Annotated in this window: 12 protein-coding genes; 10 read left to right on the forward strand and 2 right to left on the reverse strand. The window is 42.8% G+C overall.

Going from position 1 to position 25,603, the window contains the following annotated elements:
• Nucleotides 1–63: 63 nt before the first annotated feature.
• The 10 genes from BUC20_RS00370 (at nt 64) to BUC20_RS00415 (ending at nt 23,273) form a co-directional block, all read left to right on the forward strand.
• A complete protein-coding gene (locus BUC20_RS00370; protein WP_084528384.1) occupies nt 64–1,242 on the forward strand; it encodes a FecR family protein in 1,179 nt (392 codons plus the stop codon).
• A 209-nt stretch (nt 1,243–1,451) separates the two neighbouring features.
• Nucleotides 1,452–4,982, forward strand: a complete 3,531-nt coding sequence (locus BUC20_RS00375) for a SusC/RagA family TonB-linked outer membrane protein (RefSeq protein ID WP_159441019.1) — start codon at nt 1,452–1,454, stop codon at nt 4,980–4,982.
• 11 nt (nt 4,983–4,993) lie between these two features.
• The gene (locus BUC20_RS00380; protein WP_073225990.1) at nt 4,994–6,679 is read left to right on the forward strand and encodes a RagB/SusD family nutrient uptake outer membrane protein; all 1,686 of its coding nucleotides are present in this window, start codon (nt 4,994–4,996) and stop codon (nt 6,677–6,679) included.
• 238 nt (nt 6,680–6,917) lie between these two features.
• Nucleotides 6,918–8,213, forward strand: a complete 1,296-nt coding sequence (locus BUC20_RS00385) for a DUF3863 domain-containing protein (RefSeq protein WP_394334158.1) — start codon at nt 6,918–6,920, stop codon at nt 8,211–8,213.
• A 34-nt stretch (nt 8,214–8,247) separates the two neighbouring features.
• Nucleotides 8,248–10,071, forward strand: a complete 1,824-nt coding sequence (locus tag BUC20_RS00390) for a glycoside hydrolase family 2 protein (protein WP_084528388.1) — start codon at nt 8,248–8,250, stop codon at nt 10,069–10,071.
• Between the two features lie 1,069 nt (nt 10,072–11,140).
• The gene (locus tag BUC20_RS00395; RefSeq protein WP_073225995.1) at nt 11,141–12,301 is read left to right on the forward strand and encodes a hypothetical protein; all 1,161 of its coding nucleotides are present in this window, start codon (nt 11,141–11,143) and stop codon (nt 12,299–12,301) included.
• A gap of 22 nt (nt 12,302–12,323) precedes the next feature.
• Nucleotides 12,324–14,024, forward strand: a complete 1,701-nt coding sequence (locus BUC20_RS00400; RefSeq protein WP_073225997.1) for a T9SS type A sorting domain-containing protein — start codon at nt 12,324–12,326, stop codon at nt 14,022–14,024.
• Nucleotides 14,025–14,192: 168 nt separating this feature from the next.
• The gene (locus BUC20_RS00405) at nt 14,193–17,423 is read left to right on the forward strand and encodes a SusC/RagA family TonB-linked outer membrane protein (RefSeq protein WP_159441020.1); all 3,231 of its coding nucleotides are present in this window, start codon (nt 14,193–14,195) and stop codon (nt 17,421–17,423) included.
• A 65-nt stretch (nt 17,424–17,488) separates the two neighbouring features.
• Nucleotides 17,489–19,153 carry a RagB/SusD family nutrient uptake outer membrane protein gene (locus BUC20_RS00410; RefSeq protein WP_084528392.1) on the forward strand — a complete coding sequence of 555 codons (1,665 nt, stop codon included), beginning with the start codon at nt 17,489–17,491 and terminating at the stop codon, nt 19,151–19,153.
• A gap of 145 nt (nt 19,154–19,298) precedes the next feature.
• Complete coding sequence (locus tag BUC20_RS00415) at nt 19,299–23,273, forward strand: response regulator (RefSeq protein ID WP_159441021.1); 3,975 nt, start codon at nt 19,299–19,301, stop codon at nt 23,271–23,273.
• 118 nt (nt 23,274–23,391) lie between these two features.
• Here the strand turns inward: BUC20_RS00415 and BUC20_RS00420 are convergent, their stop codons facing one another.
• Nucleotides 23,392–24,747, reverse strand: a complete 1,356-nt coding sequence (locus BUC20_RS00420; protein WP_073226004.1) for an MFS transporter — start codon at nt 24,745–24,747, stop codon at nt 23,392–23,394.
• 43 nt (nt 24,748–24,790) lie between these two features.
• Complete coding sequence (locus BUC20_RS00425) at nt 24,791–25,597, reverse strand: alpha/beta hydrolase (protein WP_073226007.1); 807 nt, start codon at nt 25,595–25,597, stop codon at nt 24,791–24,793.
• Nucleotides 25,598–25,603 lie beyond the last annotated feature (6 nt).

Here is a 25,603-nt window from a genome sequence, read left to right on the forward strand (position 1 = left end):
TATATATCATACGAGCAGACCTAATTGCCGCTTCGTTCGTACTCTTTAAAAAACCAGATAAAATTGGCTGCAAGAGAAAACCTGAACGAACTTTACAAGCGATTTTTGCGTAAAGAAAGTAATCCCGAAGATATCCGTCTTTTAACAGAATTATTCGGTACCACAGAACACCGTATTTTAGAGGATATGGTTCGTGAGCAATTGGACGATCCATCTGCTATTGAACCATATCACCCCGAAAATAACGAACGGTATGAGCGTATGTTCAACAACCTGAAACAACAGCTTAAACCCGTCAGGAAGGCCAAAAAACTGTGGATAAAAGTTTCTGCAGCGGCGAGTGTGATCCTGGTGATGGCAGCCGGGGGTTATTTCCTCTTACGGGATCCTATGCCAGATCCGGTCATTGCCCGGCAGAAGATCCACAACGACATCAAACCGGGAGGTAATAAAGCATACCTGATTCTATCAGACGGTAAAAGCATCGATTTAACTGAACAGCACACGGGGGTTATCGGAAAAGATGTAGGGAAAAGCATTTTGAAAACAGCTGACGGGGGGATTGAATATGTGAACAGGCATGGTCATCCTATCGCTGCTCACAATGCTTTTAATACACTACGTACACCTAATGGCGGCCATTACAAGGTGGTTTTAGCCGATGGTACCAAGGTATGGCTCAACGCCGCATCCCAGCTAAAATATCCTGCAGATTTCAAAAACCTGAAGGAACGTAAAATTGAGTTAATGGGTGAAGCTTATTTTGAAGTAGCTAAAGATCCTGCCCATCCTTTTATCGTTCAAACAGACGACCAGCAAATCAGGGTATTGGGAACCCACTTTAATGTAAATTCTTATCATGACGACGGTGGAAGCAAAACCACCTTGCTGGAGGGAAGTATCCGTGCTGTGGGTAAACATGCCGAAGTCATGGTTAAGCCCGGACAACAAGTGATCAGCAACAGTACCGGCCAGCTAAAAGTTGACGATGCTGATATGGAGCTGGCGGTAGCCTGGAAGAACGACCAGTTCATGTTTGAAAGTGAGCCTGTCAGACCACTCATGAAAAAGGTGGCCCGCTGGTATGATGTGGAAGTTATCTACAATGCAGATGTCCCGGATGTACGCTTCAATGGTGCAATTTCAAAGTTCGAAAATATATCAGCAGTACTTAAAATACTGGAGAATACGGGGAAGGTACATTTTGAGGTGAGGGGCCGAAAAGTTTACGTAACAAAATAATGAAACCAGTACAACCAAATATAAAACCACATCATTTAAACCAAATAGAAGATGAAAAGAGCATCAGAATAGAACTGTATTAAAAAAGAACAGGGCCCGATCAGATCGGGCCCTGCAAGCCGTTTGGCACAATTTACTTTATTCAACTGTTTACCAGCAACTGCCTTCGCCTGGAAAGTAAGGGCATGTTGCATCACCAAACAAAACAAATGTATAGAATTTATATCATTCAAACCGGTATAGCCGGAAGGCTATTACCCAAACTATGGCTGATTATGAGACTTACCGTCATCATCATGATTGCTTCTTTAGTGCAGGTGAGCGCCACCTCGTTGGCACAGAGGATAACTATAAATAAAACAAATAAAAACCTGATCAGTGTACTCAAGGATGTGCGAAAGCAAACCGGATACAATTTTGTGATCACTGATGATCAGGCAGAAAAAAGCAGACCAGTTACTTTAAACGTATCTCAGAGACAACTGCATCAGGTACTGGATGAGCTGTTCAGCTCGCAACCACTCAGTTATAAAATCGATAACAAAACCATCGTAGTATATGATAAAAATGTGACCAATATTTCAGCATCAGCGGCTTCAGTTATTATAGAAATACATGGTCTTGTCAGCGATGAAAATCATCAACCCATACCTGGCGTTACGATCAGGCATAAAGAGAGCGGTGCAGCTGTTTCCACCAACCCAAAAGGGGAGTATATGATCAAAATACCCAACGCTAGCGGAACCTTAACATTTTCTTTTGTAGGGTATCAGTCGAAGGAAATAGCTGTGAATAATCAAACACAGATAGATGTTACGCTTAACGCTACACCAAGTAACCTGAACGAAATAGTGGTTATCGGATATGGTACACGTAAGAAAGAGGCTGACCTTACCGGATCGGTATCCCGTATCAACGGCGATAAGATCCAAAACCGGCCGGTTACCGGAACCCTAGATGGTTTGCAAGGCCTGATACCAGGTGTGGCGATTACGCGGTCAGGCGGTCAGCCGGGTCAGCAAGGCTTTGCACTTGCGATCCGCGGATCGTCGTCCATTAATGGTAATGTTCCGCTTGTATTAATTGATGGTATTCCAGGTGATCTTACACTGATCAATCCGGAGGATATTCAGGATGTTACCGTGCTAAAAGATGCAACTGCAGCAATATACGGCGCACGTGCTGCTGATGGGGTGATTCTGGTTACGACCAAAAGAGGTAAACGGTCCGGCACACCAAGCATAAGCTATGGATTTAATTTGGCGGTTAAGAAAGTTGGCTTAAGAAAAAAGGCAGCTACGACAGATCATTTTGTCAGGATGTTTAATGAGGCCAATAGAAACGACGGGGAAAAGCAAACATTCTCTGATGCTACGCTGGAGAAGATCGCAGCCAATGATCCGGGGGTTGGCCCTGGTGAAAACCGTAGTTTGGAATCTTTCCCCATGTTCTATCAAAACAAGGATTGGTATGGCAGGCTATTTAAAACCGCATATCGCCCTATGCACAATATCAGCGTATCCGGTGGTGGTGAAAACTCATCTTACCTTGTTTCTTTTGGCGACATCCGTGATAACGGCAACATTTCAGAAGGAAAGAACAGTTCTGTACGGGACAATCTCCGCATTGCATTGCAGAGTAACATTACCAGCAACCTGAAGCTGGAACTGACAACGGCATACGACTATCTCAATACCCGTACACCCTCGCAGCTGCACGATGCCATTAGTAATGGTTTAAAAATGTTCTCTTATCTGCCCGAAAAAAATCCGGCAGGAAATTACTTCGGCTATCAGGGTTATGAGAATCCTGTGCAGGAATTAATTAAAGGGGGAGAAGAGACGATGACCAACAACCGCTGGAACAACAATGTAAAGCTGGATTTTGAGCCCATCAAGAACTTGGTATGGACGGGACAGGTTGGTATCAACCTGGAGCGTATGGATAACGACGCTAACTATAAAACCAATACAGAGTATAACTGGGACAATACCCCTAACTTGCTGATACGTAATAATCCAAACAGGGCTACCTTCAGGAACTCAAGCACGGTTTACAAAAATTACAGTACCTATGTGAATTACTCCAAAACGTTTGGACAGCACGAGATAAAAGCAATGATAGGTGCCTCACAAGAAAAATTCACTCAGGATTCCAGATATATTCAGGGGCAGGATTTTTTCAGCAATGAGATTTTTAGGCTGCCTTTATCAAACAGTAAGAACCTGCGGGCGGGGGATGCAAAAGACTGGAACAGAGATCCATGGGCTTTGCAGTCTTATTTTGGTCGCGCCAGTTATGCTTTCGCCGGCAAATATTACCTGGAAGGAACCCTTCGTAAAGACGGAAGTTCAAAGTTCTCTCCCGATAAACGCTGGAGTTCAATTTATCCAAGTTTGTCTGTCGCATGGAAAATTTCAGAGGAGTCATTTTTTAAGCAACTGGTTAGCAACGATAAAGTCAACCTTTTCAAGCTGCGCGCATCCTGGGGCCGCACGGGCAATCAGGATATTTCACAGTTAGGGTTATTTGATTATGTACAGCTCATTAATGTTTTTGGCCAGTACCCGATTGACGGCTCTTCGGCCGCAAGATTAGCGGCACTGAAAGGACTTTCTTCACCATCGCGTACATGGGAGACCATCGAAACAGAGAACCTTGGTGTAGACCTTGGATTATTTGCATCCAAACTGTCTTTATCGTTTGATCTGTACAGAAAAACCAATAACAACATGCTGGTGAGCATTACTTATCCGACCACACTGGGTGCGGCTGCACCAACCTCGAATGCAGGAACACTTAAGGGTAAAGGCTGGGAATTTAATGGGCAATGGAATGACAAGATCGGTAGTTTTCAATATAACATCGGTACCATCTTGAATTACAATACAAACGTCGTTTCTGATCTGAAAGGAAATGACAATTATAACCTCGGCTTAACACAGGCCAGACAAGGATATCCGCTAAATTCCTATTTTGGATTTAAGGGTAAGCTGATCAGAAATCAGGCCGACCTTGATGCTTATGCTGCAAAGTACGGCGGAAAAGGCATCGTGCCATCTGCACAGCCTAATGGCCATGGCGGTTTAGGCATTGGTGATGTCATGTATGAAGATATTGATGGCGACGGACAGATCACTACCTATGGCGACAAATCGAAGGGGCTAAATGGTGATGCCGTATACCTGGGTTCCCAGATCCCCAAATTAACCTACAGTGTTACAGGCGGATTTTCATACAAGGGTTTAGACATGAGTTTCATTATGCAGGGAACCGGTGATAAATATGAATGGAGAGGTAATGGAAACTTCGGTGTGCCTTTGGCTCACTTCTGGTTCCAGCCCCTGGATTATTTTTACGGAAGAACCTTCACCCCAGAAAATCCATCGGCCCAATACCCGCGCCTTTCTAATAACGAAACGGTGAAGAATAACAATTATCAGTTCTCGTCCATGTGGCTGGAAAATACACGCTATCTGAGGATGAAAAATATCACCATTGGCTATACCTTCAGTGATCTCCAGGTTGCGCGTATTAAAGTGCGTAGTATCCGGGTTTATGTTAGCGGACAGGACTTGTTTGAATTTGCAAAGGGCACCTGGAAAGGAACCTATGATCCCGAAGAAAGCCGCACACCTACAATCGCGGATGATGCAGGCAAAATGGATTTCTATAATTTCTATGAGAACAACTACCCAATGTACCGTACTTTTTCTGTAGGACTAAATGTTAAATTTTAAATCTTGTAGCAATGAAAACACTTAAAATTTTAAGCATAATTTTTTTGGCCATCATGGCTACGGGTTGTAAAAAGTATCTTGATCTTAAACCGCAATCCGATATTTCCGATGTTACCTATTGGCAATCTGCTAATGATTTCCGTTTAGCGGCAAACTGGTTCTATGACCGGTCGCTGGAGGACCCTCATTTTTCGGGTACCTATATGAATGACAATAACTCTGATATTGCGTTTGGCATGGAGATTAGTACCATAAGCTCCGGCAAGTATGTTGCGCCGGAGCAAGATGCAAATTGGGACAACAGTTATTCAGCCATTCGCAATGCGAATAAGTTAATAGAGCAAGGCACCACCTCTGTTTTAAAGAATGACGTCAAACCTTTTCTTGGTGAAGGATATTTCTTCCGCGCCTATAATTACTTCCGTCTTTTAGACTTATTTGGAGGAGTTCCTATTATTGATAAGGTGCTCCAGCCTTCAGATCCCCTGGTATTTAGTGGCCGTGCTTCCCGGGAAGATGTTGCAGCTTTTATCATGGCAGACCTCAACAATGCCATCGCAAACTTACCGGTAAAAACCAGCGCAGAAAAAGGCAGGATCTGTAAAGAGGCGGCCCAGGCTTTTAAAGCGCGTGTATGTCTTTTTGAAGGTACCTGGAGAAAATTCCACGCTGCCGGCGATGGAAATGCGTTACTGGATCAGGCCATTGCAGAATCAAATAATGTGATCAATAGCAATGCGTATTCCTTAAATAAGTTAAGGAGCGATTCGAGCTACCGTTTGATGTTTATTGACAACTACAGCATGGATAATCCCGAAACTATAGTTTCAAAAAAGTACCGTACCAATATCAATGTGGCTGGCTGGGCGTATAGCGTATCCTGGGGCAACCTGAACCCAACCAAAGCTGCTGCAGATATGTATCTCAGCAAAGATGGTCTGCCTATAGATAAGTCGCCGTTGTTCAAGGGGTATGACTCCGTCCGTACCGAGTTTCGCAACCGGGATCCACGGATGGCCCAGTCTTTAATCCTGCCGGCCATAAAAATAGTCCGCCCGCAATACGATAAATACCGCCCGCAATGGCCGGGTGTCGACAATAACCGCAACGTAAACTCGGGCTATATGCTATATAAATTTATATCACAAATGCCTACGCCTGGTGATGGTGGTGGTGCATTCGACTGGAATGTGATCCGCTACGCAGAGGTGCTGGCCATCTATGCGGAGGCAACTTATGAACGTAACGGATCAATTTCTGATGCAGACCTGGATAAGTCTATCAATTTATTGCGCGACCGCGTTAATATGCCGCACCTTACCAATGCACTGGTCAATGGCAATGGCCTGAACATGCAGACAGAAATCAGAAGGGAAAGAACGGTGGAGCTGGCATTTGAAGGTTTTCGCTGGGGCGACCTGCGCAGGTGGAAAATAGCAGAGACGATACTGCCAAAATCTATGTTGAGTGTGAAAGTTACCGGTTCAGAATGGTCCAAACAAATACTTACACTGGATGGTTCCACCTATAACAGTTACTTCTACAATACACCTGCTAATCAGTTAGAGAATGGTTTTAAAGTATTACAACCTGGCTCACAGCGGGCTTTTGATGTAAATAAGAATTACCTGCTCCCAATACCAACTAAACAGATATCACTAAACCCGGATAAGCTGAAACAAAATCCGGGCTGGTAAATCATAGAATTGATTCATAATTTTTGGAATTTACAATACCGGGTTGCCAATTGAAATCATCACCAGGCAGCCCGGTTTGTTGGAATTTATGGCGCAAAGGCCATTTTAATGATATAAAGAACAAAAGATGGATAGAAGATCATTTGTAAAGAATACTAGCATAACCGCTGCAGGACTACTGGCGGGGGCTCAGCTGCTGGATGCTGCGCCTATTCGAATGCTGGCACCAGCAAAGCTTATGGGCGGGCGATTTGTAACCCTCTGTATTATGATTCGTACCACACCCTGGGAAGTATCCAGGGATGTAAAGCTGCACCCACGCGACGAGGAAAAATGGCATACCCCGGAGGGAGTAAAAAGACTGCGCGAAGCATTTGCCACCAATAACCCTGACAGTCGTTTAACCTGGGGCTTTACGCTGAATGCATTGGAAGACAGGCGTGAAAATTATGTACAGATACGGGAATATGCAGCACTTTGCCAGGCAGAATACGGTGATGAGGTAACCGTGTTCCCAGGATACTTTCCGGCAATGTACCTTCCGCCAGCGCGGATCAATAAGGAGTTGTCAGAAGCACTGCGGATCATCGCCGGTTTTGTAGGAAAAGGGTATAAGCCAAAAGCTGTGATCGGTGGATTTTTGCCGGCAGCGTCTTTGAAATATTTGGCGGATAAAGAAAACATACATGTGGCCCAAGCCGTAATATGGAGCCAACATAATATCGATGGCGGCGGCGCAGATGGGTCACTATCGTATCCTTATTATCCGTCCACTGAACATTTTTGCAAGCCTGGTCAGAATAAAAAAGACCTGATTGATTGTGTGAACCTGGATGGATGGTCTATGGATTTTATTTGTGCACGGCAGAGCGGACAAACAGGCCATGAACTAACAGGCTATAACAGCAGGCGCGGCGTTGGCCCCATAGAAACTTACAAGGGCTGGGGGCTGGAACTCGGGCATATGGAAGTAATGCATACCCAGTCGATACATTTTGATAAGGGATTGGAGTTGAATGGATTTGGATGGGTACCCAATATCTGGGAGGCAGAAATGGTGTATGAGTTTGGGATGGACTTTATCTGCGATGCAATGAAGAAATGGGTGACAGGTACCTTGGAGCGATGGCCGGACACTAAATGGGTAAGTTTCGGTGAGTTTGGCGAAATATGGCGCCAGCATTATAAATCCAACGATGATTACAATTACAAATTCATAGAACGGGGATGTGGTTTAGGAGATTCCTATAATAATCTCGAAATCCGGTGGTTTATGAACAAAGCATTCCGGCTGGCCTTGCTGCGCGACTGGCATCATAACACACCAGCAATGGTGATTGATTTTACGCGATATGATTTGCCTGCGCAGGAGCCGGTGGGCGCCCGGCCAGATCAGCCGGTTAAGGACTGGAGCCTGATCAACCGCATTAATCAGAAGGGGCTGCGGCCGGAGGACAAGCCCGTGTTGCTGACTGAACTAACAGAGGCAGAGCAACAATTGATTTACAAATATTGCCCTGAACTTAAGAACTAGTACGATTATAATTTAGCTTTTACTTATTGAAAAAATGATATTTCATAAACAAAAATCTTATAAAAAAAAATCCCTCCTTGCAGCTTTTCTTTTGTTAGGCATGCAGGTTTACGCTCAGGATGCTAAACTTCCTACACGGTGGACTGAGCAAGTCCAAAAGGCAGAAGTACCGCTGAACGAATATCCCCGCCCGCAACTGCAACGCACCGATTGGCTTTGCCTGAATGGTAAATGGGATTATATAGGTGGTAAATCTGCACCTGATGCTTTGCACCCTCAGAGCGCTGCTTCTTTTGATAGGGTAGATCAGCAAATATTGGTTCCATACTGCCCGGAGTCTTTCCTTTCGGGGATACAAAAAAAGCAAGAGATCAACCTATGGTACCGCCGGATATTTGAACTGCCGGCATCATGGGATGGCAAGGAGGTATTGATAAATTTTGGCGCTGTTGATCATGATGCTACGGTTTTTATTAACGGCAAAAAAGTAGGCAGTCATTCGGGCGGGTATGATGCGTTCAGCTTTAATATTACCTCCTATCTCATAAAGGGGCGCAATACAATTGTTGTTGCCGCACACGACCTTAATGATGGCAAAACACCATCTGGTAAGAACGGTCCGCGTGGTGATTATACATTTAGCTCTGGAATCTGGCAAACGGTCTGGCTGGAGCCTGTCTCACGCACACATATCAAAAGCATTAAGCTATTGCCGGATGTAGACGGCCAGCGATTAAAGGTATTGGTAAACACCAGTAGCGGATGCAGTGTTACTGCCATTGCGCTAAACGATGGACGGGAAGTATCGCAAGCTAAAGCGGCCAGTGGTACCTATTTTTATTTGCCGGTAAAGAAACCGGAATTATGGTCGCCGGAACATCCTTTCCTGTATGATCTAAAAATAACCCTGCATAACAGTGATGGAAAAATTACCGACCAGGTGACCAGTTATTTTGGCATGCGCGATATTACACTGGCAAAGCTAAATGGTGTTGTTCGCCCATTTATCAATGGTAAATTTATGATGCAGCTCGGTTTGCTCGATCAGGGCTATTGGCCCGATGGTATACTCACTGCCCCAACAGAGGAGGCATTGAAATTTGATATAGAGTACACTAAAAATGCGGGCTACAATCTCATCAGGAAACACATGAAAACAGAGCCGCAACGGTTTTATTATTGGGCTGATAAACTTGGTTTGCTGGTTTGGCAGGATATGCCAGCTATTTGGTATCAAAATGAAGACACTACTGTAACCCGTCGTGTTTTTCGCAAGGAACTGAAGGCTATTATTGATGATCACTACAATTCGCCGTCCATTATTACCTGGGTACCGTTTAACGAGAACTGGGGTGCCTTTGATGTGAAAAATCTCACGGCCTGGGTAAAACAATATGACCCATCGAGACTGGTGAATGGAAACTCCGGTTTCAATAACAATCCCAACTACCAAAAAGCCTATGGAGATCCCGGCAATGGCGACTATGTGGACACCCACATATACGTTGGTCCTTATGGGGCATCAGTCCCTGATGATAAGCGGGCGGCATCATTAGGCGAGTTTGGAGGTGTAGGCCTGTTTGTGCGCGGCCATATGTGGCCGGTAGAGAATAATGCTTACGAATACGAATCGACCCAATCTGCATTAACCGATAGATATGTATTTCTGTTAGATCGTGTAGAGCAACTAATGAAATATAAAGGGCTTAGCGTCGCCATTTACACCCAAACCACCGACGTGGAGCATGAAGTTAATGGCGTGCTCACCTACGATCGCAAGGTTGAAAAAATGGAAACAAAGCGCATTAAAGAAGCTAATCAGGCAGTCATTCAATCCGGGCATAAAATGAATCAGTAAACTGTACAATTGAAAGCTGCTATCATGTTCACTGCTAGATTACTATTCCACCTTATGACGGATGCCTAAAACCGCAAAAAACTATAAGCACACCACCAGATTGAAATCAAGTAATGCGTTTTACAGTGTTTATAACAATGCCATGAGCTGCCTTCGGGCGGCTCTTTTGTTTTGAAATCGTGTGTAACAATTATTATTTACCCGACTTAAATCTTTTTCAGAAGGAAAATGATCATTACCTAAGCCAGAGGGCTACTTATGCCAATCTTAGATTAGAGAAAGACCATTATCAATAACAGAATACAGAGTTTATGGGAGCATGAAGGGGGAGATTGCAACCTGTAAAATATAGTCCTCGCAAACCGTCTGATTGTAAAGTTATTGAAATTGGGAGGGTAAGTCCCACACCCACACTGGGAGGCGTAAAACTGAATCTTGCACAACAAATGCTGTGATCGGATACCTTAGTTCGCTTGCTTTTGCTGATGAGATTCCTGCTAAAGCTACAATTTTCAGAAATAAAGTAACCCTAGGTTAAGGTTAAACCTGGGCTATCTGGATTTCCATAGATAGGCCGTTAAATTGCTGAAGAACTAAAATATTGAATCTTACTAACAACTAATTGCCTGTACGATTTTTCTGCCAAAATCCGATCCTAAACCCCTTTTCGGATAGAATAATTTTGCTATTCTAAATAGATCATCCTTAAATTTTTTCGATCTTAATACAGCAGGAGTACAAATCCCTCTTTAAAAAAGTACAGCGGGATTTTTGGGGTTTAATTGTCTTTGGGTGAATTTTCAGGTTTCTCCTCAGTGTTCAAACTGGCTTCGGTTATCCTTTTTTTCCTGCGGTAGCTTCTTGAACCAAGTCTGATAAGTCCTTGCATCAATTTACTCATTTCGCAATCTTTCTTCCAATTTGTATATCTTCCCCTTGATCGTATGATGTTCGGTACGCTTTTCCCTATGTTCGAATTGATATTCAGTGCAATTTTTCAAGCGATGAGTGTCAATTCAATAGCTATAGTGTGTTGATATTTACAATCTAACCAAATAAACCAATCTAAATGAAGCAAATGCTACTCTTTGCAGGGATTCTACTGCTCGGCTACACCTTAAAAGCACAAAGGTTCGATAACGTCTTTTTTAAACAAAATTTTCAGTACTCCAATGATGTGAATGACTATCTTAAAGGAAATACTGGGACTACTTATAACAATAGCACTAATCTGGGTAAGTTTTATGCCAGTCCTTTAGGAAATCCCCCGGCATCTGCAGGCATAACAGTCAACCTAAATAATCACCTCTTTTCCATCCTGCGCCCGCTCACTACTGCCGGGGATAATAGATTTGGTATGCTAAGAAAGTTTAGCTTTAGTACGGCTCCAACTGCCATTATGCTGAAGTTCACTTTAATCATCAATAGCAATACCCCAACGCCTTCCAGTGGATCTGTCAACATGTTCGGAGCGCTTTTTGTACAAATAGGCGATAATGGTTCAGTCATAACTGAGACCAATCCAGGTATCCAAACAGGTACTGTACTGACGAGTTTACCTTTTACCTCAGTTAAATTAAGTACAGGTGCATCTTCGTACCGATTTGCCACCCCAACGAATGTCAGTGGCGTAACGGTACCGTTCACTGCTGATTCTACAACCTTTCAGGTCGTCGTTAATAACTCAGCGAATGTACTGACCTACACTAATCCTTTAGGTAACACAGAAACAAATGCAGCTTACACTTATGATGTCTATGCAAAAACACAAAGTGGTGTTTTGGTAAAATATTGTGATGATTTGGCATTAACGTCAAATACATTAACATTTGGGTCTTTGAAATTTTCATCGTACTCTCCTTCATATCCAACAGGTGTTCAGGTGGGCTGTGATATCCATCTGGATAATATTGAACTGAGCACGATTGGTAATACAGTGTTTTTGCCAATCAAGTTAAAAGAATTTAAGGGTACTCGGGAGAGTGGGGCCGTTAAGCTTACATGGTCGACTACAACAGAGTTGAACATTGTCAGATTTGAGGTGTTAAGGTCCTCTGATGGCCAAAATTTCGCACCGGCAACAAGTTTAACTGCTGCAGGAAACTCTACAGAGATAAAAACCTATAACTGGCAGGACAACAGTCCCGGCACTGGCCCCACTTATTATAAGTTGAAACAATATGATTGTGATGGGGCTATCTTCAGCTCAAATGTGATCACCATCAATTAGAAACCCAAACTTACTTGAATATATGAAATCAGTTTTTTTTGCCTTGATATTCCTTTTGGGAGTTTTCAAGACCGCATTGGCGCAATCTATTCCTTTCCCGCTCGGCCTCCACAGACCAAATCTATCCTGGGTTCCTGATGGTAATGCCAGTGGGAGCAACAGCGATGAGTGGAAGGCGATCCTGGATAAGCTGGCTGCGACAGGTGCAACCTGCGTGCGTTTAAACCCAAATCCACATTTTCAGGGGCAAGCCATCTCTGTCGAGCAGTTAAAATATGCCAACTCGAAGGGATTAAAGGTCTTGATCGACATTCCGATCACATTTCCCGATTTTTATCCGATATGCACCAAAAAATATGTAACTGGCAGTTTTGGAGAAAAGTATCGGCTTAGAGAGATCGATCCGGTAAAAGTGCGTGCCTGGTTTACTTCCTATCTGGCAAAGTTAAAAGTGGCTGAGATTGATATCGCGGCCATCGAATTTGGGAATGAATTGAACTGGATGGATTTCAATAACGATGTTGATACCTATCCTGGCGGTAGGATGTACGACTATAATACACCATGGAGTGACCCACAGTATATTAAAATCAGGGAGGGAATTCAAAAATATGGCGAATGTCTCAAAGGTATGTATGAAGAAATCGGCGTCCAGTTTTCTACAGGTAGACCCAAGTTGATTTCTTGTGGATTGGTGATGGAGCGTGAACTAACCAGTTGGCATGTTTCCCGTAACGCAGCAATTGTGCTTTCCGATATGTGGGTTAAGCTATTACAAGGTACCCATCCCAATCAACAGTCATCAACAAATTATCTGAATTATGTGGATGGCATAGGCATTCACCTTTACCCTTCTGCTGATACGCCCCTGGACCAGATAGATGAAGAAATCGAAGAGCTTGCAGGCCCTGTAAACTCTATTATTCAGAACAGCAACAGCGGGAAAATGCTTTATGTTACTGAATTTGGCTATCGGAGTGTATCTCCGGTGCCTGATGAAGACGCGCGCTATCTGAGACATTATAAATTTATTGAAGCTGCTTCACAGCTGTCATCTTACCCCTGGGGAGGATTTTATTTATACACTTTTGACAGTCCCAGCTCCGCCGAAAACAGTTATGTGATTTACAAAAACGGGGAATTACTGAAAACGGCAAAAATATTTGAAGACTTTAGCTATTCGGCAATTCCTGTTCCACCTAATACTTTTAAGGGGCAGACCAAAGGTAAGTTCATAACGATCAATTGGTCGGCTGTCAGTGAGACAAATCAGGAGCGGTTCGAATTGTACAGGTCCTCCGATGCGAAGGAATTCTCAAAGATAGCGACCAGAACCGGGGCCGGCAGCAGCAATCAACAACAACATTATTCTTATGATGACATCAAACCTTTACCAGGAACTAACTATTACCGCTTAAAACAAATTAATTTTGATGGTAAGCATTCCGATTCTGAAGTCATCGCTGTTCATACCAAACTGGGCTCGGGCAGTCTTTTTGTAACGGTGTCTGAGGAAAGACCAATCGTAAATATTTCATTCAGGAGCAATGCTAAGGGAACCATCTATTTATATGATATAGCTGGTAGAAAACTGGCCGAGCAGCAGGTAGTTTTACAAGAGGGGATTAATCGAATAACGCTTCCGGTACAGCTTGCTCTGGGGATATATATTGTAAAAGTCAGTGCCGGCGCTGAAATCCTCGTCAAGAAATTTAAAGTTTAGGTGTACAGCTTCAGTCTGAATAAGAGAATAGTCTGATCATCAAATACTTTGCTCATCCCAATCAATTTTTTCATTAGGGAATGTAAATGATATTGATTTATCAGATTGATTGATGACGCCAATAACATTGTAACCAATACAAACCAAATATTTTATGAACATATGAATATGAGTACCATAAACAATACTTGTAAGCGCTATTTGAAGGCCACCACACTCCATGCATTACGTGTTTCTATTATAGCCTTTATCCCATTTTTATCGGTCCAGAATTGCTTTGGAGCCAGTCAGCAAAACCCCTCAACTACTACGAAGGCCCTGAGCGATTCGACCGGAATACTTATTTCCGGTTTGGTAAGGGATAGCGATTCCAAACTATTGGCAAGGGCAACCGTTTCTGAAAAAAACGGGAAAAATGCGAGCATCACAGATACAGAGGGTAAGTTTTCCCTGAGGGTATCCAATCCAAATGCGGTCTTGAAAGTTACCTATCTGGGGCTGGAAACAAGAGAAGTACCCCTAAATTCCCGGCGTTTTTTACAGATTGTATTGAACGCATCCCAGAGCAAGCTTGATGAAGTCGTGATCATCGGTTATGGAACAAGTGATAAGAAAAACCTGACGGGCTCCTTCAGTAGCTTAAAGGGGGAGGACATCAAAAGCGCCACTGCTACCTCTTTTGTAGATGCGTTACAGGGTAAGGTCGCGGGCGTGAGGGTCAATTCCCAATCTGGCGAACCGGGGGCTGGAGTGAGTGTGGAAATCAGAGGTGGAAATTCGATCAATGGCGCATCCTCTCCATTATATGTGATTGATGGTGTGCAGATTGAAATGCAGGAATCTGAGGTGGCGTCATCAAAGGTTGGCGGACGTACAACCTTAAATCCGCTATCAACAATCAGTCCTGATCAAATTGCTTCCATTGATATCCTCAAAGATGCCTCGGCAACTGCAATATACGGGGCCAGAGGGGCAAACGGAGTGATTATAGTGACTACGAAATCCGGTAAATCCGGCTCAAAGCCTGTATTTAACCTGAGCTCCTCTTATGCCTCCTCCGAAATCACAAAAAAGATCGATGTATTGGGTGCTCAGGATTACGTCCAGTACCGCTTTTTGAAATCGCCCAATGATAGGGGCTTTGGAACAGATCTGGATAATGATGGCGTACCGGATGTGGTTAAGGATGTAAGTGGCTTGGAGAGCTATGATTGGCAGGATGTTGTTTTCAGGAGAGGTGCGACACAGAAATACAATCTTTCCGGACAGGGAGGATCAAATTCATCTGGTTATTCCTTCGGTTTGGGATATTCTGATCAGGATGCACTGGTAATCAACAATAATTTTAAAACCTATTCTGCCCGTTTCCAATATAACCATAGAGTTTCCGATAAATTTGATTTTAGCCTGACCGCCAATTGGGGTAAAACCAAAAATAGCGGAGTGGCATCGAGTGGAGGGGGCGAAGGCAATTTCTCAGGCCTGATACAGGCTGCCTATACCTTCCAGCCTGTGCTGATCAAGGCGGCAGATGATCCCTTTCCACCTGTTTCCCTAATGGATCAACTTCTTAATTCCTACAAGCTTACAGATTTTGACAGGCTGATAGGTAACGCGAACCTTACTTATGCATTCACTAAAAAATTAAAACTGAGAGTAAGCGGAGGAGGTGGAGCCACTTCGTCAAAACTCTCTGAATTTTACGGAAAAAATACCCTTTGGGGGCAACAGGATAATGGAAAGGCCAACAATAACCATACGCAAACCGGAAATTATCAGGCCAATAGCACGCTGGACTACTGGACTGAAACGGGCAAGCGACAGGTGCTAAAAGCGATGATAGGGGCAGAATTCAATTCCTATAATTACGAAAATTTCGGGACCACAATCTCAAATTTCCAGGATCAGTCAACGGGAGTTTTCAATCTTTCCAAAGGATTAACACCAGGATTTCCCAGCTCAAATTTTATTGAGCAAAATCGCATCTCCTTTTTTAGCAGAGTCAACTATGATATTCGCAATAAATATCTTTTCACTGCCACATTGAGAAATGACAATTCATCTCAATTAGGTCCGGGAAACAGATCGGCTTTTTTCCCTTCTGCCGCTTTTGCATGGCGCATTAAAGAAGAGAAATTTCTTAAAAATAATCAAATCGTTTCGGATCTGAAGTTAAGGCTAAGCTATGGAGTAACTGGAAATGACAGGATTCCGGCCTATAGATTTTTGTCCGAGCTCGGTACAACAAGCTATGCCGGTAACGGGAATGTACGATTTGGATTGTCTCCGGTTTCCTCCGAAAATCTAAATCTAAAATGGGAATCAACCGGACAATATGATGTTGGTCTGGACCTCTCCTTATTTAACAACCGGGTTAATATGACTGCTGATATCTATTATAAATCCACAAAAGATCTGTTATTACTTTCAGAAGTTGCTTCACAAACAGGATTTCCGACCCAATGGCAGAATATTGGGGAAATAAGCAATAAAGGGTTGGAAATAGCCATCAACTCCGTAAATATCAAGACCACAGATTTTAAATGGAATACTACTTTCAACATTGCTTTTAACAGAAATAAGATCGTCAGTTTAGGTGGAACAGAATCCAAACCTGTGATTTTTAATAATGGTTACATCAACAATGTTGGAATCGTGAAGGAAGGCCAGCCCATAGGGACAGCTTTTGGCTATGAATGGGATGGTATTTACCAGATCAATGATTTTACCTGGCAAAACAATAGTGATCAGACAATTCCACACCAGTCGAGGACTTACACCCTCAGGAATGGCGTTACCGGTATTTCCGGAGCACAGCCAGGATTGTTTAAATATAAAGATCAGAACGGCGATGGAATTATCAATGCATCAGACCGGACAGTGATCTCCAATAGTAATCCAAAGTTTAGTGGTGGATTCTCCAGCAATTTTACATTCAGGAATTTCTCTCTGAATGCTTTTTTTGAAGGGGCATATGGTAATCAGATCTTTAATGAATTTCCTACACGGGTAGAATCAGGGAGCGGACAGGTATCCTTTAATCTGACCCAGCAATATTGGGACAACCGATGGACACCTGAAAATCCTTCAAACAGATATGCCAGCATGTCTTCAGCCAATACAGATGCTGAAGCATCCAGTTACTACGTTGAAAGTGGCTCTTATTTACGATTTAAGACTTTATCGTTTGGGTACAACCTGAAAAATAAAGCCTTATTAAAGACCGCTGGTATTTCAAACTTAAACCTGCTTTTGACATTGGATAACCTATATGTATGGACTAATTATAGTGGATTTGACCCCGATGTGAGGTCTAATGATAAGTTACTCCCTGGGTATGACAGGCTTGCTTATCCGAGGTCCCGTTCCATCATATTCGGTTTAGAATTGACTTTTTAACAGGTCATCAGGCAATTACCAGTAGCCTCTGCGATCAGAGGCATTGAATACTTAAAATTTAAGACATGAAAAAGGCATTAAAATTTATATCGTTATCAATTACCGTTCTCCTATTGGGCTCATGCGAAAAGTCTGCTTTTTTGAATAAAGCTCCATTATCATTTATATCACCTTCAAATTTTTATAAGCAAATCTCAGATTTCGAGATGGCCCTGACCGGATGTTATCAAATGATAAATGCGCGTGAACTTCCAGGGGATGATGTTAGTGAAGGGACTTACAATGCTGGTTTACAGTATATGTTGAGTGCTGGAACAGATGAATTATCACTCAATAGCGCCGGGGGAGGGCTTGATGCCGAAAAATTTGCGGTAGCCCAGTACAGCAGTACCAATACTGCAATCGGTGATTTTTGGAAGGCCTATTATGCAGGGATTATGCGATGTAACGTGTTGATCCAAAAATCAACAGAAGTAAATTTTGACGAGCAATCTAAAAAACGCCTGGATGAAATTATTGCGGAGGCTCGCTTTTTAAGGGCATTTTATTATTATCATTTTGCTACCTTATTTGGTGGAGTGCCATTAATGACAACCGCATCTCCCGACCCTCTGGCACCAAGGGTGAGCTTGAAGACACTCTATTCGGATCTTATTATTCCGGACCTCATGTTTGGTTACCAAAGCTTGCCACATAGGGCAACGGTGTCGGGTGGGGCAAACAAATGGACTGCTGCCGGTTATTTAGGTGTGGTTTATAATTATTTAGCCTCCTGTAAACGTAATAACGTCAGTAGCAATCTGAATTTTGAGCTGAATAGCTTTTCATGGGTTGATGAGGGTCAGATGAGCAATAGCGCAAAAAATATTTTAAAAGAGGTTGTTGATCAAAGTGGTTATAAATTAACTGCCAATTATGATTATCTATTCAGAGAAACGACAAAAGCAGCACAATACGAAGAGTGCCTCTTTCTGGCCGAGGCCTCAAATCAGCTTACCGCTACCTATCCAAGTGTTGTCAAACTATTTGCGCCAGGTGGTGATGTAAATACTTTCGGTGGCACCTGGTGGACACACCGTCCCACAAACGAATTCGTATTAAAATATGGCAAAGATTTAGATAAAAGATTAAGCCATAACATCACTTTGCCTTATAGTGCCAGCCCTGCTACTCCGGATGTCATTATCAACAGTGTTCCCTATTGCGAACCAAGACCCTCTACAGGCTTGCCCCATTGGCAAAATAATGCGGCTAAGTTTCGTCACGTAAAGCCTTCGGCTAAGACCATTCCATTGTGGGCCAGCGGTATTTCTATTCCGTTATTAAGATATGCGGATATCATGTTGCAATACTCAGAAGCATTATATTTTACCGGCAGCGAACCTGCAGCAAGATTGATTTTATCAGACCTGAGAACGCGGGTGGTAAAGACTGGCAAAACGCTCGCAGATCTCAATACTTATTATTACAAAGCAGATTTTATTACCGAACTGCTTGACGAACGAAGCAGGGAACTCTGTTTCGAAAGTAAACGAAGAATTGATTTAATAAGATTTGGTAAAATGACCGCCTACCTTAACGGTCTTAGTTCCGCTGCGCCATTGCATTCCAACTATAGGGTTCAGGAATTAAAAGCCAATTGGAAGGAGAATAAAATCTGGTTCCCATTGCCCCAACGGGAACTCGATCTTAATGTAAATTTAAGAGGCCACCAAAATCCTGGCTATTGAGTGGCAGGAATGCTTTAATGGGATTTTGCTAATCTATATTTTTAATATATTGTCAATAGTTGATTTTAAACCGGGTATGACCAATTTTTGCCGAACCACCTTTTTACCAAATAAATCTTTCCATTTCTATGGATTATGTCTGTTCATGCTACTGTTTTTTAATTCGCATCAGCTCTTTGCACAATCCCAGTTTAAGTCATTGACCATCAATAATGGCCTTCCACATACTGATGCCCTCGGTACCGTACAGGATTCAAAAGGGTTTTTATGGATTGCAACATTTGACGGCTTGTGCCGGTATGATGGTACTGATGTTGTTGTATTCAGAAGTGAGCATCTGAACCCAAATTCGTTGTCAAATAACCGCATATTAAGTTTGGCATATGATGATAAACGCTCAGGATTATGGATAGCTACCCAATCCGGAGGCTTAAACTTCCTGAATCTGATCAGCGGGCAATTTACCCGCTTACCTGTAGGTCCTAAAAATTCTGTGATTACGGAAAAGTTTTGTGTCAGATTATTTGGTGATGAGCTGTGGATTGGGACAGGATACGGACTTTACGTAGCGGATTTAAGTAGAGGGGTAACTAAGGAGCTAAATATCAAGCCTGTATCGCTGTCAAACGAAAGTATAGTAAACTATATCCATCAGGATACCAAAAAAGGAACCTGGATAGCAACACCTGGTGGAATCTACTACAAGGCGCCGGAACAGTTAAGGTTTAATAGGATAAATTCGGGTCCGATTACCGCGGTAAATACCATCACATCCTTTGATGACGATCATTTGATAGCGGGAACTTCCTTTGGGTTATATAAAATAGCGATTTCAGATTTTTCAGCCCAAAAACTCAGTGATCTGAATGTAACGGCACTTTTAAAGGATGGTGGCGACAAAATCTGGGCAGGCACCTCGGCTCAGGGTGTTTATGTTCTAAACAGCGTAGGTAATATTCTTGACCACTACATATTTGGAAATAATCTGGAACAAAAGCAGGCGGTTATTAAGGACATATATAAAGATCGGTTTTCCAGTATATTTATTTCAATTCTGAGTGAAGGTGTACGCATTCTGAATTCAAGTAGTTTGACATTCAAGCCTTATCCAAAAGATGTCAGTGCTGCCGAATTTGCTAAACTTAAATATCCTTTATGCTTTTTTACCGACGATAAAAACTATTTGCTGATTGGAACCAGGGGAAGTCTCCTGGTTCTTTATGATCGTACTACAGAGAAGTATCATTTTACGAGTGTAAATCGTAGTTTAACAAGAAATGTAGCAACAGACATAACAGCAGTTTATAAAGAACCTACAGGAGGCATTTGGGCGGGTACCGGCGATGGAGTTTTTTATGCCGCTAATGGAACTTACCAGGATCTGATCAATGGGAAAACCAGATTTGAACGTATAGGTGGTGTTTCCTTCAAATACAAGGTTAATTGTATCGTAGCAGATAAAAAGGGGAGAACATGGGTGGCAACATCAGGTGGGTTATTTTGTTTTGATGAAAACAGGCAGCTTGTATATAATTCCAATGACCATCAGGATAAGCGTACAAAGATCTCAAATCTGTTTGTGAATGATATTGTATTAAAAACGGAAAAAAATGGAGATCAATTGATCATTTGGGCAGCCACCAGGCGAGGGCTTAACAGACTTCATTTTGATAACAATAGCTTAAAATTAGAAAATGTATCCCATTTCGTAGCGGACAACAATTTACTGGGGGTACACTCCGATTGGATATCACTTATCCATTATGACAAAAAAGGGAACCTATGGTTGGGTACGATCAGCGGGGGGCTAAGTAGATTGACTGGCACAAAGGGTGATAAATTTTATTTTAAGACTTTAACAACAGCCGACGGATTGCTTACCAACGATATCGAAACATTGCTGGAGGATGATGAAGGGAATTTCTGGATCGGTGGATTTGGCTTAACGAAATTCAATCCGCTTAAAGGGAGTTTTCAGTATTTTGATTCAAATGATGGCCTTCAAAGCAATTCTATAAAGGTCGGATCATCTTTCAAATCCAAAACAGGGGAGTTCATCTTCGGGGGCATAAATGGCTTCAATATTTTCTATCCCAATGCGATTAACAGGCAATTAGTCATTTCACAGCCTGTTCTTACCCGTTTGATTATCAATAATATTACCATCAAACCAGGGGATGTGGTCAACGGTGATGTGATTTTGGAAAAGTCATTGGAGTATTTTGGTAAGATCGAACTTAACCATACGATCAAGAACTTCGGACTGGAATTCATTAGCGTCCATAGCCATGATTTTGAGAAAATAACTTATAAATATCGGTTAATGGGCTTCGAAAAAGATTTTGTTTATACAAGTAGTCTCAAACGATCTGTTAATTATACTGGATTGCCACCTGGTAAATATATGTTTGAATTGTATGCCTCCGGAGGTAACGGTGTCTGGAGCAAGGTACCAACGACTCTCGAAATTATCATATTACCATCCTTCTGGAATAGCAAAGGTGGATATGCTCTTTACATTACGGTAATCGGACTGGTGTTTTTTCTACAAAGGAGGAATACCTTGAAGAAAATCGAGCGCCGTCATAAAGCAGCATTGGAACGTAGTGAGCAGGAGCAGGAGATCAAGTTATATGAGGATAAAATGGATTTCTTTACTACCGTTTCCCATGAACTACGCACTCCATTAACGCTGATCATCACCCCACTGGAACAGCTGGTAAATCGAAAAGATATTCCCAAAGCCTTATTGTCGGGCCTGGAAATTGCACAAACGAACGCCAGCCGCCTAAAGTCATTAATAGACCAGGTTCTTGACTTCAGAAAAATCGAAAATGGTAAAGTCATCCTTCATAAGGAAAACGTCGACCTGGATGAGTTTTTAAGAAGGACTTTTATTCAATTTACTGACCTGATCCGTGAAAAAGAGTTGATTTATGAAATAGCTGTTGGTACCCAAAGTTATTATCTCCTTGATCCATTTAAAATGGAACAAGTATTACTTAACCTGATTTCTAACGCAATTAAATTCTCGAAGCCAAAAGGTAAGATCGCGCTAAGAGCAGATCGTGTGGGCAAAGAAATCATAATCAGCATAGCTAATACGGGATCGTATTTGGATGAAAACAAAAAGAATAAAATATTTGACCCTTTTTACCAGGCCGAAGACAATAGCAATACTGGTACGGGGTTGGGTCTGACCATTTCAAAGGAACTGGTAGAATTGCATGGTGGAACTATAGAAGTTAAAAGCATAAATGGAACTTTATCCGAAGATGCTACAACAACGTTTACGATTAGGTTGCCTTTACAGGAACAAGCTGTTGTTGAAGATTTATCTGTTACCGGAGGGCCTGATAAAGATCAGTCATTGACAAAACTGGTAATTGTGGAAGACAATCATGAGCTGCGTACATTGCTTAAGAATGAATTTCTAAACGATTATTGTGTTTTTGAAGCTGAGAATGGTCAGGAAGCACTGAAGCTGATCCGTAAGGTTAAGCCAGCCATTATTCTTACTGATATTATGATGCCCGAACTGGATGGCCTGCAATTATGTAAAATGTTAAAATCCGATGTCGCTACCAGCGATATACCGGTCTTAATGATCACCGCACGTGATAGTGGGCAAAATAAAATAGAAGGACTGGAGGCAATGGCCGATGATTATCTAGTTAAGCCATTCAATCTAAAGGAATTACATTTAAAAGTATCAAATCTGGTCAAACAACGTGAACTGCAAAAAGTAAAGTTATCCAACGATGCTGCATTAAAACCTGCTGTATTACAAGTTGAGCCTCGCGACGAGAAAATCTTAAAGAACCTGATTGCTATAATAGAGCAGGACATGGATAATCCGGATTTTTCGGTAGAAAAATTAAGTCAAAAATCCGGGATGAGTCGTCCGGCTTTATATCGTAAGATAAAAGCGCTTACGGGAATGTCCATTCAGGTATTTATTCTGGATATACGATTAAAAAGGGCGGCCCAATTGCTCTCCACCAAAGGGCCTAATGTATCAGAAGTGATGTATCAAACCGGATTTACAAGTGCGTCTTACTTCAATAGGGCATTTAAAGGTAAATTTGGCCTGAACCCTAAAAATTATCTCAAAGACTGATATCACCTTGCTTTGGATTTTACGTTCTCGCTTTTGGCTTCCTGAAGAAGCATATTGACATTCATTATGCCTCTAGTTCAGTTTATTGTTTACTGATAGGGTCAGCAGTTTGCTCAGGTTACCTGTTTTGCCGGCTGTGACCTTTTACCAGAAAGGTCGACAAGGCAGCGAGCAGCATGAACCCACCCGCAGTAATTAAGGCATAAATGGCATGTCCGTTAAAAAGGTATTTTACCATATAACCACCAACAAAGCCATTGACCAGCTGGGGCAGGGTAATAAAGAAATTAAAAAGGCCCATATAGATTCCCATTTTGTGGGCAGGAATGGCATTCGATAAAATGGCATAGGGTGTCGTCAGGATACTGCCCCAGGCCAGACCTACAGCAATCATCGGATAAATCAGCAGTTGCACATCATGGATATAGAAAATCGAAAGCAATCCGATTCCTGCTGCAGATAAAGAAAATACATGTGCATTCTTTTTGCCGATCAGCCTGAATAACGAGGGGAGAAAAACAGCGTATACTGCAGAAACCACATTGTATATACCAAAAAGAATACCTGTCCAGTTACCTGCATCGGCATAGGCGGCCGAGGAGGTATCAGAAGGGGAGAGTTTATAGATGTGCTGTGCAATGGCAGGTGTAGTAAACACCCACATCGAAAACAGCGCAAACCAGGAAAAGAACTGCACTATACCTAGTCTGATCATCACTTTGGGCATTCCTGCAAAGTCTGTCAGAATGCTCATCAAGCCCCTGTGATTTTCCTGATGTTGTTCTCCGGGATTAAACTCCCGGTGTTCTTCCGGACTGTATTCTTTGGTGGTAAAAACTGTCCATAACAAGGTTGTAACCAATACCAGTGCCCCCGCATAAAAAGAGTAAACTACGTTGTCGGGTACTTTTCCCGCTGCTGCAACTTTAGATATCCCGCAATATTCGGCCAAAACGTAGGGTAAAAAGGAACCCATAATCGCACCGGTGCCAATCAGGAAGGTTTGAACAGAAAAGCCGGTACTGCGTTGATTTTCGGGCAGGTTATCTGCCACCAAGGCCCTGAATGGCTCCATCGCTACATTGAACGACGCGTCCATCAGCATCAGCATTCCTGCACCGATCAGCAATGGGGGAAAAAACAGGGTAAATAATGAGGCATTGGGCATGAGTGCCAGCGAGAGGGCGGCAATAATGGCGCCTGCCAGGAAATATGGCCGCCGCCGGCCCAGCCTTGTCCAGGTATGGTCGCTGTAATACCCTATGATGGGCTGAATGAGCATACCGCTGATGGGGGCTGCCAGCCAGAAGAGGGACAGGTGTTCTACATCTGCACCAAAAGTCTGCAATATCCGCGAAGCATTGCCGGTTTGCAAAGCAAAGCCAAATTGTATGCCCAGAAAGCCAAAGCTCATGTTAAAAATCTGTGAAAGGGAAAGCTGCGGTTTAATCCGGTTTTGAGGTAAGGTATTCATACAATTTGGTTAGGTTCAGGTTAAATTTAGGTGGCATCGGACCTTAAGTGTTTAAATGGCTTGCAAAAAAAAGCAGGGACCGGGCAATGTGTTTTTCCCAATACTGCCATTCGTGCCCGCCATCAAACTCTTCATATTCATGTACAATATGATGGGAGCTGAGCTGTTCATGTAAGTGGCGGTTGTGGCTGTTGAGCAGGTCCTTATTTCCGCAATCAAAACGGATGGGGGCTAAAGTCTCTTTGTTTTTAAGCAGGGTTGCCAATACACTTTCCTCCACAGGATCGGATTGTTTGTAAACCGATAGGGGCATTTTGGTGAAAAGGGGCATCTGGTCGAGTTCGGTGATGGAGGAATGTGCAGAAATGGCTTTAAAAACAGATGGATATTTAGCACCGATTCTTAGGGCTCCAAAACCACCCATCGACAAGCCCGAGATGAAAAAGACAGATTGCTCAGAAACCTGTGGAAGCATTTCTTTAAGTGCCTGTGGCACATCTGTGCTGATCCATCGCTCAAAATCCTGGTTATGATGTGGTAAATAAGCGGAACCATCACCCCATAAGCCATCAGAAGGCATCGCAATGATGATGTTGGGGAGCTCTCCTTTGCGGATCATTTCCATGGCCTGCAGGTGTACGCCAGCGCAATATGCCCAGCTCCAGGCACTTCCGTATACACCATGTAATAAGATCACCACCGGTAAATTTTGCAGGTCTGCCGTTCCTGGTGGCACAAACACGCAAATGTCTGCCCGACCCGCTAAATTGTCTGTACCCACAGTAATGAAACGGAGGTGATCCCTTTCGTATGCAGGGTTTGATATTTCTAAGGTTCTGAATGCTGACATGTAGCT

Source organism: Pedobacter caeni, assembly GCF_900129215.1.
Classification (GTDB): domain Bacteria; phylum Bacteroidota; class Bacteroidia; order Sphingobacteriales; family Sphingobacteriaceae; genus Pedobacter; species Pedobacter caeni.